At 64.8% G+C, this 20,524-nt stretch carries 20 protein-coding genes; 11 read left to right on the top strand and 9 right to left on the bottom strand.

Annotation, left to right across the window (positions count from 1 at the left end; translation table 11 throughout):
* The first annotated feature begins 52 nt into the window (after positions 1 to 52).
* Entirely contained in the window at positions 53 to 544 is a 492-nt protein-coding gene (gene cynS, locus WN72_RS31400) for a cyanase (RefSeq protein WP_051377715.1), read from the top strand.
* 60 nt (positions 545 to 604) lie between these two features.
* Here the strand turns inward: cynS and purB are convergent, their stop codons facing one another.
* Positions 605 to 2,044, bottom strand: coding sequence for an adenylosuccinate lyase (purB, locus tag WN72_RS31395; RefSeq protein WP_092213471.1), 1,440 nt, complete (start codon positions 2,042 to 2,044; stop codon positions 605 to 607).
* A gap of 121 nt (positions 2,045 to 2,165) precedes the next feature.
* Complete coding sequence (locus WN72_RS31390) at positions 2,166 to 2,978, bottom strand: isocitrate lyase/PEP mutase family protein (RefSeq protein WP_092213473.1); 813 nt, start codon at positions 2,976 to 2,978, stop codon at positions 2,166 to 2,168.
* 108 nt (positions 2,979 to 3,086) lie between these two features.
* On the opposite strand from WN72_RS31390, the gene WN72_RS31385 reads away from it, so the two are divergent.
* A complete protein-coding gene (locus WN72_RS31385) occupies positions 3,087 to 4,001 on the top strand; it encodes a LysR family transcriptional regulator (RefSeq protein ID WP_092213475.1) in 915 nt (304 codons plus the stop codon).
* Between the two features lie 176 nt (positions 4,002 to 4,177).
* Here the strand turns inward: WN72_RS31385 and WN72_RS31380 are convergent, their stop codons facing one another.
* On the bottom strand, positions 4,178 to 4,501 hold the full coding sequence (locus WN72_RS31380; protein WP_027560255.1) for a DUF1476 domain-containing protein: 324 nt from the start codon (positions 4,499 to 4,501) through the stop codon (positions 4,178 to 4,180).
* A 331-nt stretch (positions 4,502 to 4,832) separates the two neighbouring features.
* Here WN72_RS31380 and purC point away from each other — a divergent pair, with 331 nt between their 5' ends.
* Both purC and purS read left to right on the top strand, forming a co-directional pair.
* The gene (purC, locus tag WN72_RS31375) at positions 4,833 to 5,600 is read left to right on the top strand and encodes a phosphoribosylaminoimidazolesuccinocarboxamide synthase (RefSeq protein WP_172782948.1); all 768 of its coding nucleotides are present in this window, start codon (positions 4,833 to 4,835) and stop codon (positions 5,598 to 5,600) included.
* 13 nt (positions 5,601 to 5,613) lie between these two features.
* Positions 5,614 to 5,853 (top strand): phosphoribosylformylglycinamidine synthase subunit PurS, encoded by a 240-nt coding sequence (gene purS, locus WN72_RS31370; protein WP_027560254.1) that lies wholly within the window; start codon positions 5,614 to 5,616, stop codon positions 5,851 to 5,853.
* A gap of 45 nt (positions 5,854 to 5,898) precedes the next feature.
* Here the strand turns inward: purS and WN72_RS31365 are convergent, their stop codons facing one another.
* Positions 5,899 to 6,915 (bottom strand): magnesium and cobalt transport protein CorA, encoded by a 1,017-nt coding sequence (locus WN72_RS31365; RefSeq protein WP_092213477.1) that lies wholly within the window; start codon positions 6,913 to 6,915, stop codon positions 5,899 to 5,901.
* Positions 6,916 to 7,080: 165 nt separating this feature from the next.
* On the opposite strand from WN72_RS31365, the gene purQ reads away from it, so the two are divergent.
* Together purQ and WN72_RS31355 are read left to right on the top strand one after the other, a co-directional pair.
* On the top strand, positions 7,081 to 7,782 hold the full coding sequence (gene purQ, locus WN72_RS31360) for a phosphoribosylformylglycinamidine synthase subunit PurQ (RefSeq protein ID WP_092213479.1): 702 nt from the start codon (positions 7,081 to 7,083) through the stop codon (positions 7,780 to 7,782).
* A complete protein-coding gene (locus WN72_RS31355; RefSeq protein WP_092213481.1) occupies positions 7,779 to 8,753 on the top strand; it encodes a tripartite tricarboxylate transporter substrate binding protein BugD in 975 nt (324 codons plus the stop codon). Before purQ ends, WN72_RS31355 begins: the two co-directional genes overlap by 4 nt.
* A gap of 28 nt (positions 8,754 to 8,781) precedes the next feature.
* Here the strand turns inward: WN72_RS31355 and WN72_RS31350 are convergent, their stop codons facing one another.
* On the bottom strand, positions 8,782 to 9,180 hold the full coding sequence (locus tag WN72_RS31350; RefSeq protein WP_027560250.1) for a RidA family protein: 399 nt from the start codon (positions 9,178 to 9,180) through the stop codon (positions 8,782 to 8,784).
* Between the two features lie 139 nt (positions 9,181 to 9,319).
* Here WN72_RS31350 and WN72_RS31345 point away from each other — a divergent pair, with 139 nt between their 5' ends.
* A complete protein-coding gene (locus tag WN72_RS31345) occupies positions 9,320 to 9,925 on the top strand; it encodes a TetR/AcrR family transcriptional regulator (protein WP_027560249.1) in 606 nt (201 codons plus the stop codon).
* A 174-nt stretch (positions 9,926 to 10,099) separates the two neighbouring features.
* Positions 10,100 to 10,837, top strand: a complete 738-nt coding sequence (locus WN72_RS31340) for a tetratricopeptide repeat protein (protein ID WP_027560248.1) — start codon at positions 10,100 to 10,102, stop codon at positions 10,835 to 10,837.
* 37 nt (positions 10,838 to 10,874) lie between these two features.
* Here WN72_RS31340 and WN72_RS31335 read toward each other — a convergent pair whose 3' ends face one another.
* Positions 10,875 to 12,737 carry a TRAP transporter large permease gene (locus tag WN72_RS31335; RefSeq protein ID WP_167380681.1) on the bottom strand — a complete coding sequence of 621 codons (1,863 nt, stop codon included), beginning with the start codon at positions 12,735 to 12,737 and terminating at the stop codon, positions 10,875 to 10,877.
* A gap of 14 nt (positions 12,738 to 12,751) precedes the next feature.
* Positions 12,752 to 13,774 (bottom strand): TRAP transporter substrate-binding protein, encoded by a 1,023-nt coding sequence (locus WN72_RS31330; RefSeq protein ID WP_027560246.1) that lies wholly within the window; start codon positions 13,772 to 13,774, stop codon positions 12,752 to 12,754.
* 279 nt (positions 13,775 to 14,053) lie between these two features.
* On the opposite strand from WN72_RS31330, the gene WN72_RS31325 reads away from it, so the two are divergent.
* Positions 14,054 to 14,959 carry a LysR substrate-binding domain-containing protein gene (locus tag WN72_RS31325; RefSeq protein WP_027560245.1) on the top strand — a complete coding sequence of 302 codons (906 nt, stop codon included), beginning with the start codon at positions 14,054 to 14,056 and terminating at the stop codon, positions 14,957 to 14,959.
* Between the two features lie 140 nt (positions 14,960 to 15,099).
* The gene (locus WN72_RS31320; protein ID WP_092213485.1) at positions 15,100 to 16,455 is read left to right on the top strand and encodes an NAD(P)H-dependent oxidoreductase; all 1,356 of its coding nucleotides are present in this window, start codon (positions 15,100 to 15,102) and stop codon (positions 16,453 to 16,455) included.
* A 118-nt stretch (positions 16,456 to 16,573) separates the two neighbouring features.
* Here WN72_RS31320 and WN72_RS31315 read toward each other — a convergent pair whose 3' ends face one another.
* Both WN72_RS31315 and WN72_RS31310 read right to left on the bottom strand, forming a co-directional pair.
* Positions 16,574 to 17,518 (bottom strand): DMT family transporter, encoded by a 945-nt coding sequence (locus WN72_RS31315; protein WP_092213487.1) that lies wholly within the window; start codon positions 17,516 to 17,518, stop codon positions 16,574 to 16,576.
* A 73-nt stretch (positions 17,519 to 17,591) separates the two neighbouring features.
* A complete protein-coding gene (locus tag WN72_RS31310; RefSeq protein ID WP_167380658.1) occupies positions 17,592 to 18,071 on the bottom strand; it encodes a PaaI family thioesterase in 480 nt (159 codons plus the stop codon).
* Between the two features lie 186 nt (positions 18,072 to 18,257).
* Here WN72_RS31310 and purL point away from each other — a divergent pair, with 186 nt between their 5' ends.
* Positions 18,258 to 20,468, top strand: coding sequence for a phosphoribosylformylglycinamidine synthase subunit PurL (gene purL / locus WN72_RS31305; protein ID WP_092213489.1), 2,211 nt, complete (start codon positions 18,258 to 18,260; stop codon positions 20,466 to 20,468).
* Positions 20,469 to 20,524 lie beyond the last annotated feature (56 nt).

Raw genomic sequence — 20,524 nt, 5'->3', positions numbered from 1 at the left:
TCGTGCCTCCGAAGGCGGCAGGCGGCACAGTGCCTGGCCAGGGGACCCTGACATGAAACGCGAAGACCTCACCGAAAAGCTGCTCGACATCAAGCGCGAGAAGGGCTGGAGCTGGAAACACATCTGCGAGAAGATCGGCGGCTACTCCGAAGTTCTGATCGTTGGCGCGATCCTCGGCCAGATGAAACTGACAAAGCCGCAGGCGGCGAATGCCGGTGAGCTGTTCGGGCTGTCGAAAGCGGAAGTTGCGATGCTCAACGAGGTGCCGATGCGCGGCACCGGCACGCCGATGCCGCCGACCGATCCCTTGATCTACCGCTTCTACGAGATGGTGATGGTGAACGGCCCGGCCTGGAAGGCGCTGATCGAGGAAGAATTCGGCGACGGCATCATGTCGGCGATCGACTTCGACATGGCCATGGAGCGCGTCGCCAATCCCAAGGGCGACCGCGTCAAGATCACGATGTCAGGCAAATTCCTGCCGTACAAATATTACGGCGCCAGCGGCAACGTGCCGGAATACGGATTTAAAGAGGGCGAATAGCGAATCGCGAGTAGCGAATGGACCTTCTTCTCCATTCGCTACTCGCTACTCACCATTCGCCTACAAAATCGCGCCCGGCGCGTAGCTCGCCGCTTCAGGCTTCGCCTTCGCCAGTGCGTCGACCTGCTCGGCGAAGTGATCGACCTGCGCGCCGGCATCGCCGGAATTGGCACGGCCGTGATCGAGCACGCGCTGCAGTTCGGCTTCGCTCAGGCCAAGACGTTGGTCGGCAGCGAGACGCTGCAAGAGGTCGTTCTGCACGATCTTGCCGGTGCGCAAGTCGCGGATGGCCGCGACCGCGTGCTCCTTGATCGCTTCGTGCGCGCCTTCGCGCCCCGCGCCCTTCTTCACCGCTTCCATCATCACCGTGGTGGTCAGCAGGAAGGGCAGATAACGGTTGAGCTCGGTCGCGACGACAGCGTCGAAGATCTCCATCTGGTCGAGCACCGAGAGCAGGGTCTCGAGCAGGCCGTCCATCGCGAGGAATGCATCGGGCAGCATGACGCGGCGGACCACGGAGCAGGAGACGTCGCCCTCGTTCCACTGGTCGCCGGAAAGGCCTGCGGCCATCGCGAGATAGCCCTTCAGCACCACGTGCAGGCCGTTGATGCGCTCGCAGGAGCGGCTGTTCATCTTGTGCGGCATCGCGGAGGAGCCGACCTGGCCCTTGGCAAACCCTTCGCTGGCGAGCTCGTGGCCGGCCATCAGGCGCAGCGTCTTGGCGAAGCTGCCCGGACCGCTGGCGAGATCGACCAGCACGCTGACCGCCCGGAAGTCGAGGCTGCGCGGATAGACCTGGCCGACGGCATCAAAGCTCTTGGGCAGTCCGAGATGCTTGAGGATCTGCTGCTCGAGCGCGCGGGCCTTGCCGGCATCGCCGTTGAACAAAGTGATCTGGTCGAGACGCGTGCCGACTGCGCCCTTCAGGCCACGCGCGGGATAGGTGTTGAGCACATTGACCAGGCTCTGATGCGCCAGCAGCATCTCCTCGCCGAACATGGCGATGCGCTTGCCGAGCGTCGTGACCTGCGCGGCGACGTTGTGCGTGCGTGCCGTGAACGGCATGTCGCGAAACTGCTTTGCGTGTCTCGCAAAGCGAATGAGGGCGGCGATGCTCTTGGTCTCGATCAGCTGCAGCCCGCGATAGACCTGGAGCTGCTCGACGTTCTCGGTGAGGTCGCGGCTGGTCATGCCCTTGTGCAGGTGCTCGTGACCGGCGAGATCGCAGAACTCCTCGATGCGCGCCTTGACGTCGTGGCGGGTGATACGCTCGCGGCGCATGATGGAGGCGAGGTCGACCTGGTCCTTGACGCGCTCGTAGGCTTCGATCACGCCATCCGGCACCGGGATGCCGAGATCGCGCTGACCCTTCAGCACGGCGATCCAATAGTCGCGTTCGAGGCGAACCTTGCCTTCTCCGCTCCAGATGGCGCGCATGGCGGGCGAGGCATAGCGTTCGGCGAGGACGTTCGAGATTTGATCCTGAGGCATGCCGCTCATTTGGCACTGCCGGGGGCCGACTGCAAGTCGCGAGCCGGCCCCGGGACGCCAGCATGGCACATCCATCCACATTCCCCGCCGGACCGAGGCGACGCGGCTGTTCCGCGCCGGCCGGGGGCGGTCAGCCAAATGCGGCCCGCACCTCCTTCATCGGGGCCATTTCGCGGACATAGGTAAACGCGCCCCGATCCTTCATTTCGCGGGCGCAATTGAGGAACGCTGCCAGCGCAACGCGGGCCATGGCGCCGCCCACGCTGATGCGCTTGACGCCGGCGGCGGCAATCTGCTCGACGGTCAGCGTGGGATCGGCAAAGCCCATCACCAGGTTGAAGGGCTTTTTGACCGACGAGGCCACGGTGCGGATGGTCTCGATGTCGTGGACCCCCGGCGAATACAGCACGTCGGCACCGGCGGCCTCGAAGGCCTGTAGCCGCCGGATCGTGTCGTCGAGATCGCTGCTGCCCTTCAGCAGGTTCTCGGCGCGGGCCGTCAGCGTGAATGGGAAGGGGAGCGCGCGCGCAGCCTCGACGGCGGCCTGCACGCGTTCGACCGCGAGGTGGAAATCGTAGATCGGCTTGCGCGGATCGCCGGTAAAATCCTCGATCGAGCCGCCGACGCACCCGGCCTCCGCCGCGCGCGTGATGGCCTTTGCCGCGGTCTTCGGATCGTCGGCGCCACAGTTTTCGAGGTCGGCATTGACGGGAAGATCGGTCGCCTCGGCGATGATCCGGCAGTTTTCAAGGATGGCGTCGAGGCTGACGGTCGTGGTGCCGAGGGTATTGGCAAGGCCAAGGCTCGTCGTCGCCAGCGCCTCGAACCCCATCGACGCCAGCAGTTTTGCGGTGCCGGCATCCCAGGGGTTCGGGATGACGAAGGCGCCGGGGCGCTGATGCAATTCGCGAAATCGTGCTGCCTTGTCGGCCTGGGTGCGCATGGGGGCTCCTGTCGGTCTCGTGTCGCACAGCAGCGATAGGACGGTTTCGTCCATCAGCCAAATTTGTTATTCCTCTCGATATCATCAGCTTTTTGCATGAGGTCCGGCATGGACAGCGACGCGCTGAACACGTTCCTGGTGGTGCACCGGCGCGGCGGCATCTCGAACGCTGCAAAGGCGCTGCATCGCTCGCAGCCGGCGATCTCGCGGCGCATCGCACTTCTCGAGCAGGAGCTCGGCGTGCCGCTGTTCGAGCGGGTCGCGGGCAAGACGCGGCTCAGCGATGCCGGCCGCGTCATGGTGCCCTATGCCGAACGGGCGGTGGCAGCGGCGCAGGACGCCGAGAACGCGGTACGTGCGCTGCTGCGCGACAGTGCCGGGCCGGTGTCGCTGGCGGTGACCGGTACGCTCGCGGGCGGCAGGCTCTCCCGGGTGCTCAAGCGCTTCGTCGCCCGGCATCCGGATGTGGCGCTGACGCTGCGCACGGCGACCAGCGCCGAGGTCTCTGATCTGATCCGGCGCGGGGAGGCGACCATCGGCCTGCGCTACGACCGCGACCGCTCGGCCGATCTTGATTGCGAGTTGCTGTTTGCCGAGCCGCTGCAGGTGGTGTGCGCGCCGGATCATCCGCTGGCGGGCAAGCGGGTGGCGAAGCTCGCCGATCTCGGCGACGAGAAATGGATCGCCTTTCCGGAAGTGCCGGGCCGCCGTGAGATCACGGCCTCGCACGTCTTTGCGCTGTTCCAGAGCGCAGGGCTCGGCGAGATCGAATGGACCGCTGTCGACAGCCTCACCGCGCAGAAGCGCCTGGTCGAAGCCGGGTTCGGGATCGCGTTGCTGTCACAGAGCAACGCGGCGGAAGAATTGGGCTCGGGCGCGATCGCGACGATTCGCGTCGGCAATCTCACCGCAAGTCATGACGTCGTCGCGGTTGTCAGACGCGGCGGCTTCCTCAGTGCCGCCTCGCGGCGTCTGCTGGAGATCATCCGGCGGGAGTTTTCGAGCAAGCGCGTGGCGAGGTAGCGAAGAGAGCTGCTGTCTTCGCCACGCGTCGTTGGTCGATCTCAAGCGCGATGCGATCAGGATGAATCGTCATCGCGCTTTAGCTTGTGGTTTGCGCATGATCTCCGCGCAAACGCGTTACGCGTTTGTCGCGAGGGAAAACCGCTACGCACTTTTCCGGATCATGCTTTCGGGGGCTATGTCCCGGCTTTCACCTCGGCGGCCGCGACCGCGAGCAGCTCGCTCATCTTGGTCCGAATCGCCTGCTCGGTGACGGCCACGTTCTTGGCGGCGAAATCGCCCATGACCTTGCGCAGGACGTCGCCATCGCCGGCCTCCTCGAAATCGGCCGCGACGACCTCCTTGGCATAGGCGGTGGCGGCCTCGCCGGTGATTCCGAGCTTTTCGGCCGCCCACAGCCCGAGCAGCCGGTTGCGGCGGGCTTCCGCCTTGAATTTCTGCTCCTCGTCGAGGGCGAACTTCTTCTCAAAGCCTTCCTGGCGCTTGTTGATTTCGCTCATGCCTCTTCCAATTCCTTAGCTTTCCGGGCCCGGTCAGCCTCGTTGCGGGGGCCCATGCGCATGCCTAGATAGAGGGCAGGAATCGGCAAAACAACGAGCCGTTAAGCCGCAGGCAAGGCGGTATAAGTCAGCCTCGGACAAGCCGGATCGATTGTGCTGCGACAGCCAATCGGATAGGTTGCCTGAAGGCTTAGTTCCCGTTCTGTTTCCTCAGGTTTTCCTTGGGTTTCAGATGGGTTCCGGGCCGTTCACGGCAGCTCCGCTGTGGGTCGTAACCTGGTAACCGGAGCACACCAAATACATGGATTTCAACAAAACACGGTACATCCCCATGAGCCGTCGGCGTCGCATTTATGAAGGCAAGGCAAAGGTACTCTATGAAGGTCCCGAGCCCGGCACCCTGATCCAGCACTTCAAGGACGACGCCACCGCGTTCAATGCCAAGAAGCACCAGGTGATCGAGGGCAAGGGTGTCCTCAACAACCGGATCTCGGAGTACCTGTTTCAGCACCTCAACGACATCGGGGTGCCGACCCATTTCATCCGCCGCCTCAACATGCGCGAGCAGCTGATTCGCGAGGTCGAGATCGTGCCGCTGGAGGTGGTGGTGCGGAACGTCGCCGCCGGCTCGCTGTCGCAGCGCCTCGGCATCGAGGAGGGCACGCAGCTGCCGCGCTCGATCATCGAGTTCTATTACAAGAACGACCAGCTCAACGACCCCATGGTGTCGGAAGAGCACATCACCGCGTTCGGCTGGGCGACGCCGCAGGAGATCGACGACATCATGGCGCTCGCCATTCGCGTCAACGACTTCCTCACCGGCCTCTTCCTCGGCATCGGCATCCGCCTCGTCGACTTCAAGATGGAGTGCGGCCGGCTGTTCGAGAACGAGATGATGCGCATCATCGTCGCCGACGAGATCTCGCCGGACAGCTGCCGTCTGTGGGACATCAAGTCGAACGAGAAGCTCGACAAGGACCGTTTCCGCCGCGACCTCGGTGGCCTGCTCGAGGCCTACACGGAAGTCGCCAAGCGCCTCGGCATCCTCATGGAGAACGAGCGTCCGCAGGGCACGGGTCCCGTGCTGGTGAAGAGCTGAAGAGGATTTTGACGTGAAGGCACGTGTTACCGTTACCCTGAAGACGGGCATCCTCGACCCGCAAGGCAAGGCCATCGAAGGCGCGCTGAAGTCGCTCGGCGTCGATGGCGTCGCCAGCGTCCGCCAGGGCAAGGTGTTCGACATCGAGCTCGCCGGCGCCGACAAGGCCAAGGCGGAAGCGGTGCTGAAGGACGCCGCCGACAAGCTCTTGGCGAACACCGTGATCGAGAATTATCGGGTCGAGATCGTATAAGTCTACCGAGGAGCCTGGTCGCGATGTCGACCAGGCGGCCTCGCCTCACAGCCAGCCGACGCGGCGGAAGCGCCAGTACAGGCCGACGCAGGCGAGCGCCATTAGCCCCATGACGACAAAGTAGCTGTATTCCCACTGCAGCTCGGGGATGTATTTGAAGTTCATCCCATAGATGCCGGCGACGGCGGTCGGGACGGCAAGGATCGCGAGCCAAGAGGCGAGCCTCTTCGAGACCGCCGTCTCCTGCGCCTGGCCGACCAGGAGGCTCGCCTCGAAGGCGAAGGCCAGCACCTCGCGCATGGAATCGATGCGCTCCTGGATGTTCCTGACGTGGTCGGTAACGTCGCGGAACAGGGGCTGCATCGTCGCGCGCACCATCGACAGCTCGTCGTGCTCGAGCCGGCGGCAGACCTCCACCAGCGGTCCGATCGCGTTGCGGAGCCGTAGCAGGTCACGGCGCAGCATGTAGAGCCGCTCGATCTGCGCATTGGTGATCGCGTGGGCGAGCACGTCGTCCTCGATGCCCTCGACCTCTTCGTGGATGCTCTCCAGCACGGGCGAGTAATTATCGACGATGAAATCGAGAATGGCATAGAGGATGTAGTCCTCGCCGCGGGCGAGCGCCCGCGGGCAGCTTTCGCAGCGTTCGCGCACCGGCGTGTAGGATGTCGAGGCGCCGTGGCGCACCGAGACCAGATAGCCGTCGCCGACGAAGATGTGGGTCTCGCCGAAGGCGATGCGGCCTTCGATCAGTTGCGCGGTGCGCGCCACGATGAACAGGGCCTCGCCATATTGCTCGATCTTGGGCCGCTGATGGGCGTGGTTGGCGTCCTCGATCGCGAGCTCGTGCAGGTCGAACTGCTTCTGCACGGCGCCGAGCAGCGCCATGTCGGGCTCATGCAGGCCGATCCAGACCACGTGGCCGGGCTTGGCCCGCCAGCTCGACGCTTCGCTGATGGCGATGTTGGCAACGCGCCTTCCGTCGACATAGGCGCCGGCAGCGACGACGCCTTCGGTGGACACCGGCTCGGAGGGGAATGCGGGCCGCGACGGGACGTTCATGGCTTCAATCCCGGGCAAGATCGTCGGGCAAAGTGCCGTGGCTATGGCCTGTGTACAAGGCCGCCCGGCAAGGCTAGCACTGGTAAAATCCCCGTCAAATGGCTATGTCTCTTCGCGAATTGGCCCTTCGGCCAGCCCGATTCCCAGCACCGCCGGAACCCGAACATGAAAGCCGCCATCCTCGTCTTTCCCGGAATCAACCGCGAGCGCGACATGGCGCGCGCGCTGAGGCTGATCTCGGGCCATGAGCCGGCGATGGTCTGGCACGCCGAGACGTCGCTGCCGTCGGGCACCGACCTCGTCGTCGTGCCGGGCGGCTTTTCCTACGGCGACTATCTTCGCTGCGGGGCGATCGCGGCGCGCTCGCCGGTGATGGACGCGGTGCGCGACTATGCGGCCAAGGGCGGGCTCGTGCTCGGCGTCTGCAACGGCTTCCAGATCCTCTGCGAGTCCGGCCTGCTGCCGGGCATCCTGATGCGCAATGCGCGGCTGAAATTCATCTGCAAGGACGTGCATCTGCGCGTCGAGCGCTCCGACACGCCGTTCACGCGCGGCTACAATGCCGGTCAGGTGATCCGTGTGCCCGTCGCCCATGGCGAGGGCAATTACGCGGCGGACGAAGAGACCATCAGGCGGCTCGAAGGCGAGGGCAGGGTGCTCTATCGCTACTGCGCGGCTGACGGCAGCATCGACGACATCAGCAACATCAACGGCGCCGCGCAGTCGATCGCCGGGATCGTCAACGACAGGGGCAACGTGCTCGGCATGATGCCGCATCCGGAAAACCACGTCGAAGCCATCATGGGCTGCACCGACGGCCGCGGCCTGTTCGCCGGCCTCACCGCACATCTGGAAAAGGCCGCGTGATCTCGTTCGTGGTGAAGCGGCTGTCAGCCGCCATTGCCGTCGTTGCGTTTGCAACGGCCGCATTCGCGCAGGATTTCCCCAAGCGTCCGATCACCATGATCGTGCCGTTCGCGGCCGGCGGCACCTCGGACGTGATCGCGCGCACGGTCGCCGAGCAGATGGGCATCGCGCTCGGCCAGACCATCGTGATCGAGAACGTTGCGGGCGCCGGCGGCTCGACCGCGCTGGCTCGCGCCTCCCGCGCCGAGCCTGATGGCTACACCATCGCGATCGGCAATGCCGGCACCAATGCCGCGACCTACACGATCTATCCAAAACTGCCGTTCACGCCCGACTCCTTCGTGCCGATCGCCATGGTGGCGAAGACGTTTGGCATCATCGCGCTGCGCAAGGATTTTCCGGCGAAGAATTTGAACGAGTTCATCGCTTACGCCAAGGCCAATCCGGGCAAGATCAATCTCGGCCATGCCGGCGTCGGCTCCTCGAATTACCTGATCTGCAAGAGCTTCGTCACCGCGGCGGGAATCGACGCGACACTGGTCGGCTATCGCGGCGCCGCGCCCGCGCTCACCGATGCGGTCGGCAGCCAGATCGACGGCGTCTGCGACGCCGCGGCTTCCGTCTCGCAGTCGATCAACGAGAAGCTGGTGAAGGGGCTGGTCGTCGGCTCAACGGTGCGGCTCGCGACGCTGCCGGATCTGCCGACGTCGGCTGAAGCCGGTCTGCCTGATTTCGAAGCGCAAGGCTGGAACGGCCTGTTCGCGCCCAAGGGCACGCCGCCGGCCATCATCGCCAAGCTGAATGCTGCCGCGCGCACCGCGGTCGAGACCGAAGCGGTGAAGAAGCGGTTTGCGGACCTCTCGACGGTTGCGCCCGATCCCGATGAGCATACGCCCGAGGTCTTGCAAAAGCTCGTGACGCGCGATGTCGAGAAGTATCGCAAGATGCTGGCTGATGACGCCAAGCCGTAGGCGGCTCCCGCATAGGCGGGAGACGGCTTTACGCGGCTGAAGGAATCCGGGCGACGACCTTGATCTCGAAGTCGAACCCGGCAAGCCAATTCACGCCAACAGCTGTCCAGTTCGGATACGGGGCATCACCGATTTCCGCGCTGCGGACGGCCATCACGGTCTCGATCTGCTTTTCAGGGTCGGTGTGAAACGTGGTGACATCCACCACATCGTCCAGGGTGCATCCTGCAGCTGCGAGCACGGCGCGCAAATTGGCAAAGGCACGCCGGACCTGGTCCTCGAACACCGGCTCGGGTGAGCCGTCGTCACGACTGCCGACCTGCCCCGAAACGAAGAGCAGGTCGCCGGAGCGGATCGCTGGGGAATACCGATGCGCTTGGTAAAGCGCATGGCGGTTGGCGGGGAAGATTGCCTCGCGTTGGAGCATGTTTTGAGCCTTTCGAAAGAATAGAGGGCAGGCGGCCGAATTGCCTTGCGGTGCCGGCCGCGACATCGTTCATATACGCTTCGTATGTGAGCTTCTTTCTCACATACGCGACGTATGTCAATAGGAAAACGGAGCGAGCATGGTCGAGGGAAAGCGGGCCGCAGCCATGGCGGAAAATCGGGCCAAGCTCATCCGCGCCGCGCGCAGGGCGTTCGCCACGCAGGGTTATGCAGACGCGTCGATGGATGAGCTGACGGCCTCGGTCGGGCTGACGCGGGGCGCGCTCTATCACAATTTCGAAGACAAGAAGGGGCTGCTCTGGGCCGTGGTCGAGCAGATCGATGGCGAAATGGCGGAACGGCTGCGGGCGATCCGCGAGCAAGCGCCCACCTTGTGGCAAGGCCTGCTCGCAGAGGGCAGTGCCTATATCGAAATGGCGCTCGATCCTGAAATTCAGCGCATCATGCTTCTGGATGGGCCTGCCGTACTCGGCGATCCATCCAAGTGGCCCGGCGAGAATGCCTGCCTGGATATCACCATGCGAACGATCCGGTCACTGATCGAGGAGAAGGTGGTGAAGCCCGTGGATGTTGAAGCGGCGGGGCGATTGCTGAACGGCGCCGCGCTCAGTGCCGCTTTATGGGTCGCCGCAGCCGACGATCCGAGAACCGTGCTGAACAAGGCCGTGGACGCGTTTCGACAATTGGCGAGCGGATTGCTGCTCGATGCAGTTTGCCGCGCATGATGCCGATTCCCTCGTGAACCTCCATCGCGTTCAGGACGACTGAATCCTCGTCGCCATCAAGGCGCATGCATCGGATGTCGCGGATTTCAGCACAGGGCAGCAACTCTAAGTTGTCTCAACGCGGCGGTTGCGATATCAGGAGGCCTGCGCTGTCGTTGTGCTCGTGGATGTCACATGCCCGTCGCTTTGATCGTTCTGCTGCTCGATCTCACGCTGATCTATCACGCCTCGCGTACCGGGCGGTTGCGGCCCTGGGCTTTCATCATCCTGCTGGTGCCGATGATGGGCGCGCTCGCCTATATCGCGGTCGAGCTCATCCCGGAATGGTTTTCGAGCCCCGGCGCACGGCAGGCGCGCCAGCGCGTCGCCAACCGGCTCGATCCCGAGAAGCGTTATCGCGAGCTGTCTGACCGGCTGGCTGTCACCGATACCATCGCCAACCGTGCGGCGCTCGCGGAAGAGTGCACGAAGATCGGCCGCTATGGTGAAGCCGAGCAGCACTACGATCACATCCTGGCGCTGCCGATGGGCCACGATCCCGCCTATGCGCTCGGCAAGGCGCAGGCCGAGTTTTCAGCCAAGCGCCCGGCCGATGCGCTGGCGACGCTGGACGATCTGCAGAAGCAATGGCCTGATTTCGACTCCGCCGACGCGCATCTGCTCTATGCCCGCGCGCTTGCGGAGGTCGGCCGGCTCGACGAGGCGCTGGAGGAATATCACGCCGTCGCCGGCTATTTCCCCGGCGCCGAAGCGCGGGTGCGCTACGGCATGCTGCTGCAGATGGTCGGCCGCACCCAGGAGGCGCGCGTCGTCTTCAACGAGCTCCTGATCCAGATGCGCCGCGCGCCAAAATATCTGCGCGACGCGCAGGCCGAATGGCTGAACATCGCAGAGAAGCAGATTTCGGCTTGACGGAAGGTGCCGCGCGGAACGGCCTCACTTGCGAGCCTCATAGAAACACCAGCGATATCCAGGGCACGAAGGTGATCAGCAGCAGGCCGAGGAACAGCCAGGCGAGATAGAACCAGATCCTGCGCATGCCTGCGTCAGGCGGAACGTTGCCGATGATGCAGGCGGCGTAGTAGCAAAGGCCGAATGGCGGTGCGAACAGGCCGAGGCCCATCGCCAAAATCACCACCATGGCATAATGCACCTCGTGGATGCCGAACTGCGCAGCCACCGGAAACAGCAGCGGGCCGAACAGCACGATCGCCGGGATGCCCTCCAGCACGCTGCCGAGCACGATGAAGGCCACCACCGAGATCAGCAGGAAGCCCCAGGCGCCGCCGGGCACGCCGGCCATGCGCGCGGCCAGATCATGCGAGAAGCCGGATTGCGCCAGCGCCCAGGCCATCGCGCTCGCAGCCCCCACGATGAACAGGATCGAGCCGGACAGCGAGGCGGTCTGCACCAGCATCGGCAGCACATTCTTCCAGGTCAGGCTGCCGCGATAGACGATCAGGCCGAGCACGAGGCAATAGGCGATGCCGATGGTCGAAACTTCGGTAGCGGTCGCATAGCCCTCCACCACCGCGCTGCGGATCAGGAACGGCAAGGCCAGGGCCGGGAGCGCGGCCCACAACGTCTTTGCCACGACCGACATGGGTGCCCGCGCGACCCTGATCGCTGCATTCTCCTCCGCGCCCGCCCGATAGCGCGCGACGAAGCCGAGCACGATCGCCAGCACGATCCCCGGCAGGATGCCAGCGGTGAACAGCGCCGCGATCGACACGCCGGTGACGGAGGCGATCGCGATTAGCACGATCGACGGCGGAATGGTCTCGCTCATCGCGCCCGACGCCGCAAGCAGCGAGACCAGCTCTCCATCCTTCATGCCTCGCTTGCGCATCTCGGGAAACAGCACCGGCGCGATCGCAGCCATGTCGGCGGTCTTGGAGCCGGAGATGCCCGAGACCAGCAGCATGGCACCGAGCATCACGTAGGACAGTCCGCCGCGGACATGGCCGAGCACGGAGGCGAGGAACGCGACCATGACGCGCGCCATGCCGGTCTGCTCGACCAGCTGTCCCAGCAGCACGAACAGCGGCACCGCGAGCAGGATCAATGAGCTCATGCCCTCGTCGATCCGTCCGACGACGACCAGGAGCGGCGTCCGTGTCGTGGTCAGCAGGAAGGCGACGGTCGCAAGACAGAAGGAAAACGCGATCGGCACGCCCGCCATCACGGCGCATCCGAGCAGGCCGACGAAGAAGATCAGCAAATTCCAGTTGCCGAGTGACTTCAGCGAGGGACCTGCGAGATAGAGCACGCCGGCCATCGCCGCGAACAGGACGGCGACGCCGAGCAGGTCCTTCGCCGACCGCTTGACCAGGGTGAGGCAGATGCTGGCGAGCGCGATGATGCAGCCGGCCGGGATGGCCGCAGCGCGGACCATGCCTGACCAGCCGAGCGCCGGCGTCTCGACGAAGGCCTGGTCCTCCACATAGTCCAGCGCGGGATGCAGGATGATCGCGAGAAACAGCGCTACCCCGCCGGCCGCGAGCGTCGAGGCCCAGGCCTCGGCGCGCGGCGACAGGTACGAGGTGAAGAAGGTCAGGCGCATGTGCGCCGAGCGCTGCACCGCGATCGCGCTGCCCAGCATCGCCAGCCACAGGAACAGGATGGAGGCGAGCTCGTCCGACCAGATGATCGGCCGGTGGAAGACTCCGCGCGCGACGATGCCGGCGAACAGGATGATGACCTCGGCGACAACGGCGATCGCGGCCGGAACTTCCACCAGCCAGCGCAGCGACTGCTCCAGCCAGCGTCCGGGCAACGGCTCCGCTTTGCCGAGCCTCGCCGTTTCCTGCATGTCGATCACGGCGCTCATGCCAGTGCTCCGGCCGCGGCCTCCAGCGTCTTCCAATTGTCCTCGCCGAACTTCCCGCGCCATTCCTTGTAGAAGCCGGCCGTCGACAGCCCCTTGCGGAACGCCTCCTTGTCGGAGGCCTCGAAGGTGATGCCCTTGGCGACCAGCTGGTCCTTCAGTGTCATATTGAGCTTGGCGGTGTCGGCGCGCTGCTCCATTGCGGCCTGGTCGAATTCACGCCGGACGATCCCCTGCAACTCGTCGGGCAGCGCCTTCACCGAGCGGCGGTTGCCGAGGATGAAGAAGGGATCCCAGATGTGGTTGGTCTCGGAGATGTATTTCTGCACCTCGTAGATCTTGCCGGCCTCGATGGTAACGAGGCCGTTCTCCTGGCCGTCCACGAGATGGGTTTGAAGTGCCGTGTACAATTCGTTGAAGTTGATCGAGGTCGGGTTGGCGCCCAGCGATTTGAACAGCGAGGTGAAGATCGGCGATACCGGCACGCGGATGCGGTAGCCGGCGAGATCGGCCGGCGTCTTGATCGGCTTGGTGAACGAGGAAATCTGCCGGAACGTGTTGTCGGCGGGCTTGGCCATCACCAGCGCGCCGGTTTTCTCGATCTGGCTTGCGATCAGCTTGCCGAGGTCGCCGTCCATCGCATTCCAGACCTGACCGTAGTCCGAGAATGCGAAGCCGACATTGGCGATGCCGGCGATCGGCGCCACCGTCGACAGCACGGAGCCGGCGATGTTGAGGAAATCGACGCCGCCGCTGCGGATCTGGGTCAACAGGTCGGTGTCCGAGCCGAGCTGCGAGGCCGGAAAGAATTTGATCTCCAGCCGGCCGCCACTCGCCTCCCTGATCCGCTTTGCGGCCTGATCGAGGCGGGTGTTGATCGGCTGTGTCAGCGACTGGCCGGTGGCGAGCTTGTATTCGAACTCCGCGGCCTGCGCCGGCCTGGTGCGAATGGCGACCAGTGGAACGGCGGCAGCCGCCACCATGAAGTTGCGGCGTGAGATCCTGTGGCGCTTGCCCGACATCGTTGGTCCTCCCTGATGGTCTCGTGTGGCGCCTTTGCCGGCGCACGTGCTCGTTGCCGCGCGCAGGCCTGGCTGCGCCGGTGCCGTCAAAATCGCTTGTCTGGTGAAAGGGCTGGTCTTGCGTTCCTTCCCCCGGGGCGAGCCGGCGCTCGGCGCCGTCCTGTTTCCTCGATGGCACCCGTCTGTCGCGGATTGCCTTGAGCCAAGCCTAGATCGCTGGCCATGGGCGACAATTGAATTATATTCGCCGTCACTTTAGCTGGCCTAAAAGGTTTTCTGATGCAGATACCGTTCCGCGCCATCATCGTCTTCCACGCGGTGGCGCGCGCGGGCAGCATTTCCCGTGCGGCGGACGAATTGCGGGTGACGCCGTCGGCCGTCAGCCAGCAGATCCAGGCGCTGGAGCTGCATCTCGGCACGGCGCTGACTTCGCGCGTCGGGCGCAACATCACGCTGACCGAGGCCGGCGAGCGCTATTTCGAGATGATCAGCCGCGAGATCGAGCACGTCACCGACGTGACACGGCATGTCCGTGGCATCCGCTCCGCCACCACGCTGACGGTGCGCGCAGCGCCGAGTGTATCGAGTAAATGGCTGCTGCCGCGGCTTGCCAGCTTCGTCGACGCCAATCCGGACATCGAATTGCGACTCGACGGCACCAACGAGCCGACCGATTTTCGCAAGGAGAATGTCGACCTGGAGATCCGCCACGGCGAAGGCGGCTGGCCCGGCCTGTTCGTCGAAAGCCTCGGCAAGGAGCGCTTCTTTCCGTTGTGCGCACCCTCGTTCTTCGCGGCGGGCAGCCTCGCAGCCCGGGACCTGCTCGAGCACCGGCTGATCCATTCGGTGAAATCGCAGATGCAATGGCCCCGCTGGTTTACGGAGGCCGGCATCGAGCCTGCGGAACGCTGGAAGCGCGTGCTGTTCGACCGCAGCCACATGGCGATCGACGCCGCCGTCGACGGCCTCGGCATCGGGCTGGAAAGCGAGCTGCTGGCCTGGCGCGAATTACGCGACGGGCGGCTGGTCTGCCCCGTGAAGAATCCGCCGGAGGTCGCGCTGACCACGCAGTGGATCGTCTGCCCGCACGGTCATCTGCGCCACCGCAAGACCCGGACCTTCCTCGACTGGCTGCGCGGGGAACGCGACGCCTGGAGCGCGCAGCAGGGCACGTCGATTGTTTAGCGTGCCTACATCGTCGCCGCAGATAATCTGAATTGCCCTCGGATTCGCCGCTGCCTAACGTTTCCGTACAAGGCGAGCGCGGCCGGACGTCACGGCTGCAACAACGCCGTCACCCGAGGAAACATTTCAAGGAAATCCAGATGAATCTCCATCGCATGCTGCTGGAACGCAAGGCAGCCGGCAAGCCTGTTACCATTGGCCTGATCGGAGCCGGAAAATTCGGGCTGATGTTCCTGTCCCAGGTGCGCCAGACCGACGGCATGCATCTCGTCGGTGTCGCCGATTTGAACACTGCCCGCGCCCGCGCTCAACTCAAGCTTGGTTGCTGGCCGGAAGAGCAATACGCGGCAACCTCCATCGACGACGCGCTCAAGCACGGTGGCACCGTCGTCACCGACAACGCCGACGCGCTGATCACCCATCCGGCGATCGAGGTGATCATCGAGGCGACCGGCGATCCTGGTGCCGGCATCCGCTTCGCGATGAAGGCGATCGAGAACGGCAAGCACATCGTGATGGTCAATGTCGAGGCGGACGCGGTCGCGGGCCCCATTCTGGCGCGCAAGGCAAAGCAGGCCGGCGTCGTCTATTCACTCGCCTGGGGCGATCAGCCGGCGCTAATCGCAGATCATGTCGATTGGGCGCGCGCGGCCGGCTTCAAGGTCGTCGCGGCCGGCAAGGGCACGCGCTACCACCCGACCTATCACCAGTCGACGCCGGATACGGTCTGGGACATCCTCGACAAATACATGAAGATCAAGGATCGCAACTCGATCAACCCGAAGATGTTCAACTCCTTCGTCGACGGCACCAAGTCGGGCATCGAGATGACGGCCGTGTGTAATGCGACCGGGCTGCATGCGCAGAGCGAGGGCCTGTCGTTCCCGCCGGCGACACGGTTCGAGCACGCCGAGATCTGCAAGCCGAAAGCCGACGGCGGCATGCTGGAGAAGTCGGGCGTCACCGAGGTCACGTCCTCGGTCTATCGTGACGGCTCCGACGTGCCGCAGAGCCTCGTGATGGGGACCTATGTCGTATTCGAGACCGACAGCGCCTATTCCGAGGAATGCTTCCGCGAATACAGCATGCTGCCGGACAAGACCGGCAAATATGCCTCGCTGTACCGCCCGATCCACATGATCGGGCTGGAGCTCGGAATCTCCGTCGCCTCCGCGGCGTTGCGCAAGGAGCCGACGGGTGCGCCGATCGTATTCAATTCGGACGTCGTCGCGACCGCCAAGCGCAAGCTGAAGGCCGGCGAGATGCTCGATGGCGAGGGCGGCTTCTGCGTCTGGGGCAAGCAGACCCCTGCCGACGCTTCACTGAAGCAGGGTTACTTGCCGCTCGGCCTCGCCCACCATGTCAAGCTCAAGACCAATATCGAGCAAGGTCAGCGCCTGAAATGGGAGGACGTGGAGTACGATCCCGACAGTCTTGCCGTGCGGGTGCGCCGCGAGATGGAAGCGGCGTTCCGGCAACCGAACATGGCTGCTTGATAGGCGTATCTGACCCGAAGGAAACCGGCGGCGACCGGGACTGCGCCCATGTCATGGACAGTGGCGCGGCCTCGGCCCGCGCCATGCAGGCGGGTGAAGCCAGGCACGGCCTTTTACGCTACCGCCCCTTCAGCCGCTCCGCCGGCACCGTCATCGCGGCGACGCCGGCCATCACCAGCAATAGCCCCAGCGCCAGGTTCGACGGCACGCTCTCGCCGAGCAGCAGAACGGAAAGTCCGACGCCGATCGGGATGCGCAAATAGCCTTGCGCGTTTGTCGTCAGCGTGCCGAGCCGGCCGAGGCAGACGTAGAACAGCATCAATCCGAGCGCGCTGGAGACGAGCCCCATGACGATGGTGGCCACGATCGCGGTCGGCGTCGGATGCAGCGTCCAGGGCTGATCGATGATCACCGCGGGCGGCAACAGCACGAGACCGCCGAACAAGAGCGAGCCGGCGGCCACCACCATCGGGTCGTATTCGGACAGCCGCAGGCCGAAGATCGTGGCGCAGGCAAAGGAGATGGTAGCGAGCAGGATCGCGATCTCGGCGATGATGTCACTTCCAAAGCCGCGGAGCGCGTCGAGCCCAATGATGGCGATTGTGCCGGCGAGTCCCAAAATCGCGCCCGCGAGCTTGAGCAGCGTCGCCGGCTCGTGGCGTGTGATCAGGAAAGCGAAGATCGGCGTGGTCGAGGCCAGCACCACCGTGTTCGAGGCCGGCACATATTGCTGCGCCCAGGTGATGATCAGAAACGGGAAGGTCGAATTGATCAACTGCTGGGTCGCGAACAGCTTCCAGGCTTTTGCGTCGGTGGGAATCCTCGTGCCGCGCATCCACAGGATCGCGAACAGGAACGCGGCCGCGATCAGCGAGCGTGCCGAGATGAAGGTGATGGGCGGGATGGTGGGAAGCGCCAGCTTGGCCAGCGGATAGGTCGAGCTCCAGCAGCAGGCCAGCGCGAGCAGCAGCGCGTAGTCGCGCCAGCTGCGCGCGCCGGCGGCGGGCTTGGACGGCAATACCGAGGCCGCTGCGCGCCCCGTCGGCGATGTGCTCTGCGGCACCTTGTTCTGGCTCCCCGGCGCGACCGCGCGAGCCGAAGTCTGGGCGAGGGGGCGCCGGAAGGGAAGGCGTGAGCTATGCGTTTGGCGGAGGTGCCGACTTCCACTTCGCCCGCTTGATCGTGCCGGAGAAGGTGAACAGGAGGCGCTCGCCGCTCCGCATCTGCCCGCGCAGGAAGATCAGCGAATTGCCGGCGCGGGTGACCTCGCCGGTGCACTCGATCAGCTCGCCCTCGTGGCCCGCATCGAGGAATTCACAGCCGAAATTGACGGTCACGCCTTTGCCGTTCAGGGCGTGGCGGCCGATCGCGAACAGGCAATAGTCGGCGAAGGCCATGAAGCAGCCGCCATGGACGTTGCCGGAGCCGTTCAGGTGCTTCTTTTCGACCCGGAAGGCGCAGCGGACGCTGCCGTCCGCCTCCAGGCGGTGCCAGAAGGGGCCGACATGGGTCTCAAAGCTGTCGCGGATCCAGGTTTGCCAGCCCGCAAATTCCCCTTCCGTGGCGACATGCAGGTCGGGGCGGGGGGAAGCGGCCGTTTTGGTCAATTCGTGCAAGGAAATGGGCCTTCAATTACGGGTCTTTAGCCCTTAAATCCGATCCGATCCCGCAGTGCAATTCCTGTTCCCGCAAGGCCACCGGCCGCAAAACGTGGGACAGCGGGAAAATGCGTCATAAAGGGCTTTTCGAAGCCATCCGATGTTCCTAAGAACGGCCAAACCGCCGCCGAAAGCCCCGAATCCATGAAGAACGAACCCAAGATCACCCCTGAACTGGTTGCCGCCCACGGGCTCAAGCCCGACGAATATGAGCGCATCCTGAAGCTGATCGGGCGGGAGCCGACCTTCACCGAGCTCGGCATCTTCTCGGCGATGTGGAACGAGCACTGCTCGTACAAATCCTCGCGCATCCATCTGCGCGGCCTGCCGACCAAGGCGCCCTGGGTGATCCAGGGCCCCGGCGAGAATGCCGGCGTGATCGACATCGGCGACGGCCAGGCCGTGGTCTTCAAGATGGAGAGCCACAACCACCCGAGCTACATCGAGCCCTATCAGGGCGCGACCACCGGCGTCGGCGGCATCTTGCGCGACGTCTTCACCATGGGGGCACGCCCGATCGCCTGCCTCAATGCGCTGAGCTTCGGTGCGCCCGAGCATGCCAAGACGCGGCATCTGGTCTCCGGCGTCGTCGCCGGTGTCGGCGGCTACGGCAATTCCTTCGGCGTGCCGACGGTGGGCGGCCAGGTGCGCTTCCACACCCGCTATGACGGCAACATCCTCGTCAACGCGATGGCGGTGGGCCTCGCCGATGCCGACAAGATCTTCTATGCGGCCGCCTCCGGCGTGAACATGCCGATCGTCTATCTCGGCTCCAAAACGGGGCGCGACGGCATCCACGGCGCCTCGATGGCCTCGGCCGAGTTCGACGACAAGTCCGAGGAGAAGCGCCCGACCGTGCAGGTCGGCGATCCCTTCGCCGAGAAGCTGCTGCTCGAAGCCTGCCTCGAGATCATGGAGAAGGGCTGCGTCATCGCGATCCAGGACATGGGTGCGGCCGGCCTGACCTGCTCGGCGGTCGAGATGGGTGCCAAGGGCGACCTCGGCGTCGATCTCGATCTCGACGCGGTGCCGACCCGCGAGACCGGCATGAGCGCCTACGAGATGATGCTCTCGGAGAGCCAGGAGCGCATGCTCATGGTGCTCAAGCCCGAGAAGGAAAAGGAAGCCGAGGAGATCTTCACGAAGTGGGGGCTCGATTTTGCGATCGTCGGCTACACGACGCCGAGCAAGCGCTTCGTCGTCAAGCATGGCGGCGACGTCATGGCCGACCTTCCGATCAAGGAGCTCGGCGACGAGGCGCCGGTCTATGACCGCCCGCACATCCCGTCAGCCGCGCTGCCGATCGTGCATGCGCGCGAAGTGCCGGCGCCAATGGCCGTCGGCGCTGCCCTGGAGAAGCTGATCGGCACGCCGGATATGTGCTCTAAGCGCTGGGTCTGGGAGCAGTACGACCACGTCATCCTCGGCAACACCATGCAGCGCCCGGGCGGCGATGCCGCCGTGGTGCGCGTGCAGGACGGGCCGAAGGGGCTGGCGCTCGCCGTCGACGTCACGCCGCGCTATTGCGAGGCGGACCCGTTCGAGGGCGGCAAGCAGGCGGTGGCGGAAGCCTGGCGCAACATCACCGCGGTCGGCGGCAAGCCGCTCGCGATCACCGACAACCTCAACTTCGGCAATCCGGAGCGGCCCGAAATCATGGGCCAGTTCGTCGGCTGCCTGAAGGGCATCTCGGAAGCCTGCCGCACGCTCGACTTCCCGGTCGTCTCCGGCAACGTCTCGCTCTACAACGAGACCAATGGCCGCGCGATCCTGCCGACACCCTCGATCGGCGGCGTCGGCCTGCTCGACGACTTCACCAAGTCGGCCTCGCTCGCCTTCAAGGCCGAAGGCGAGGCGATCCTCTTGATCGGCGAAACCCACGGCTGGCTCGGCCAGTCCGTCTATCTGCGCGACATCTGCGGTCGTGAGGAAGGCGCGCCGCCGCCGGTCGATCTCGCCGCCGAGAAGCGCAATGGCGATTGCGTGCGCGGCATGATCCATGCGGGCACCGCGACCGCGGTGCACGACCTCTCCGACGGCGGTCTTCTGATCGCACTCGCCGAGATGGCGATGGCGGGCGGCATCGGCGCAAAGCTGCTGGCGGCGCCGACTTCGCTGGTCTCGCAGGCCTATTGGTTCGGTGAGGACCAGGCGCGCTATCTCGTCACCGTGCCGGAAACCGAAGCCGGCCGCGTGCTTGCCAAGATGCGCGGCTGCGAGGTGCCCTGCGTACGCATCGGCACCACCGGCGGCGACGCCATCGCGATCGCGGGCGAGGCGCCGGTTACGATCGAGGCGCTGCGGAAGTCATTCGAGCGCTGGCTGCCGGAGTATATGGGCGGCAAGGCGGCCTGATAGTCAATCCGGGGCGATGCGTAGCATCGAACTCCGGTGCGCCCTTGCGCACCTGA

The organism is Bradyrhizobium arachidis, from assembly GCF_015291705.1.
Lineage (GTDB): Bacteria > Pseudomonadota > Alphaproteobacteria > Rhizobiales > Xanthobacteraceae > Bradyrhizobium > Bradyrhizobium arachidis.
The sequence above is the reverse complement of the archived record's forward strand: the minus strand, read 5'-3'. Positions and strand labels throughout refer to the sequence as shown.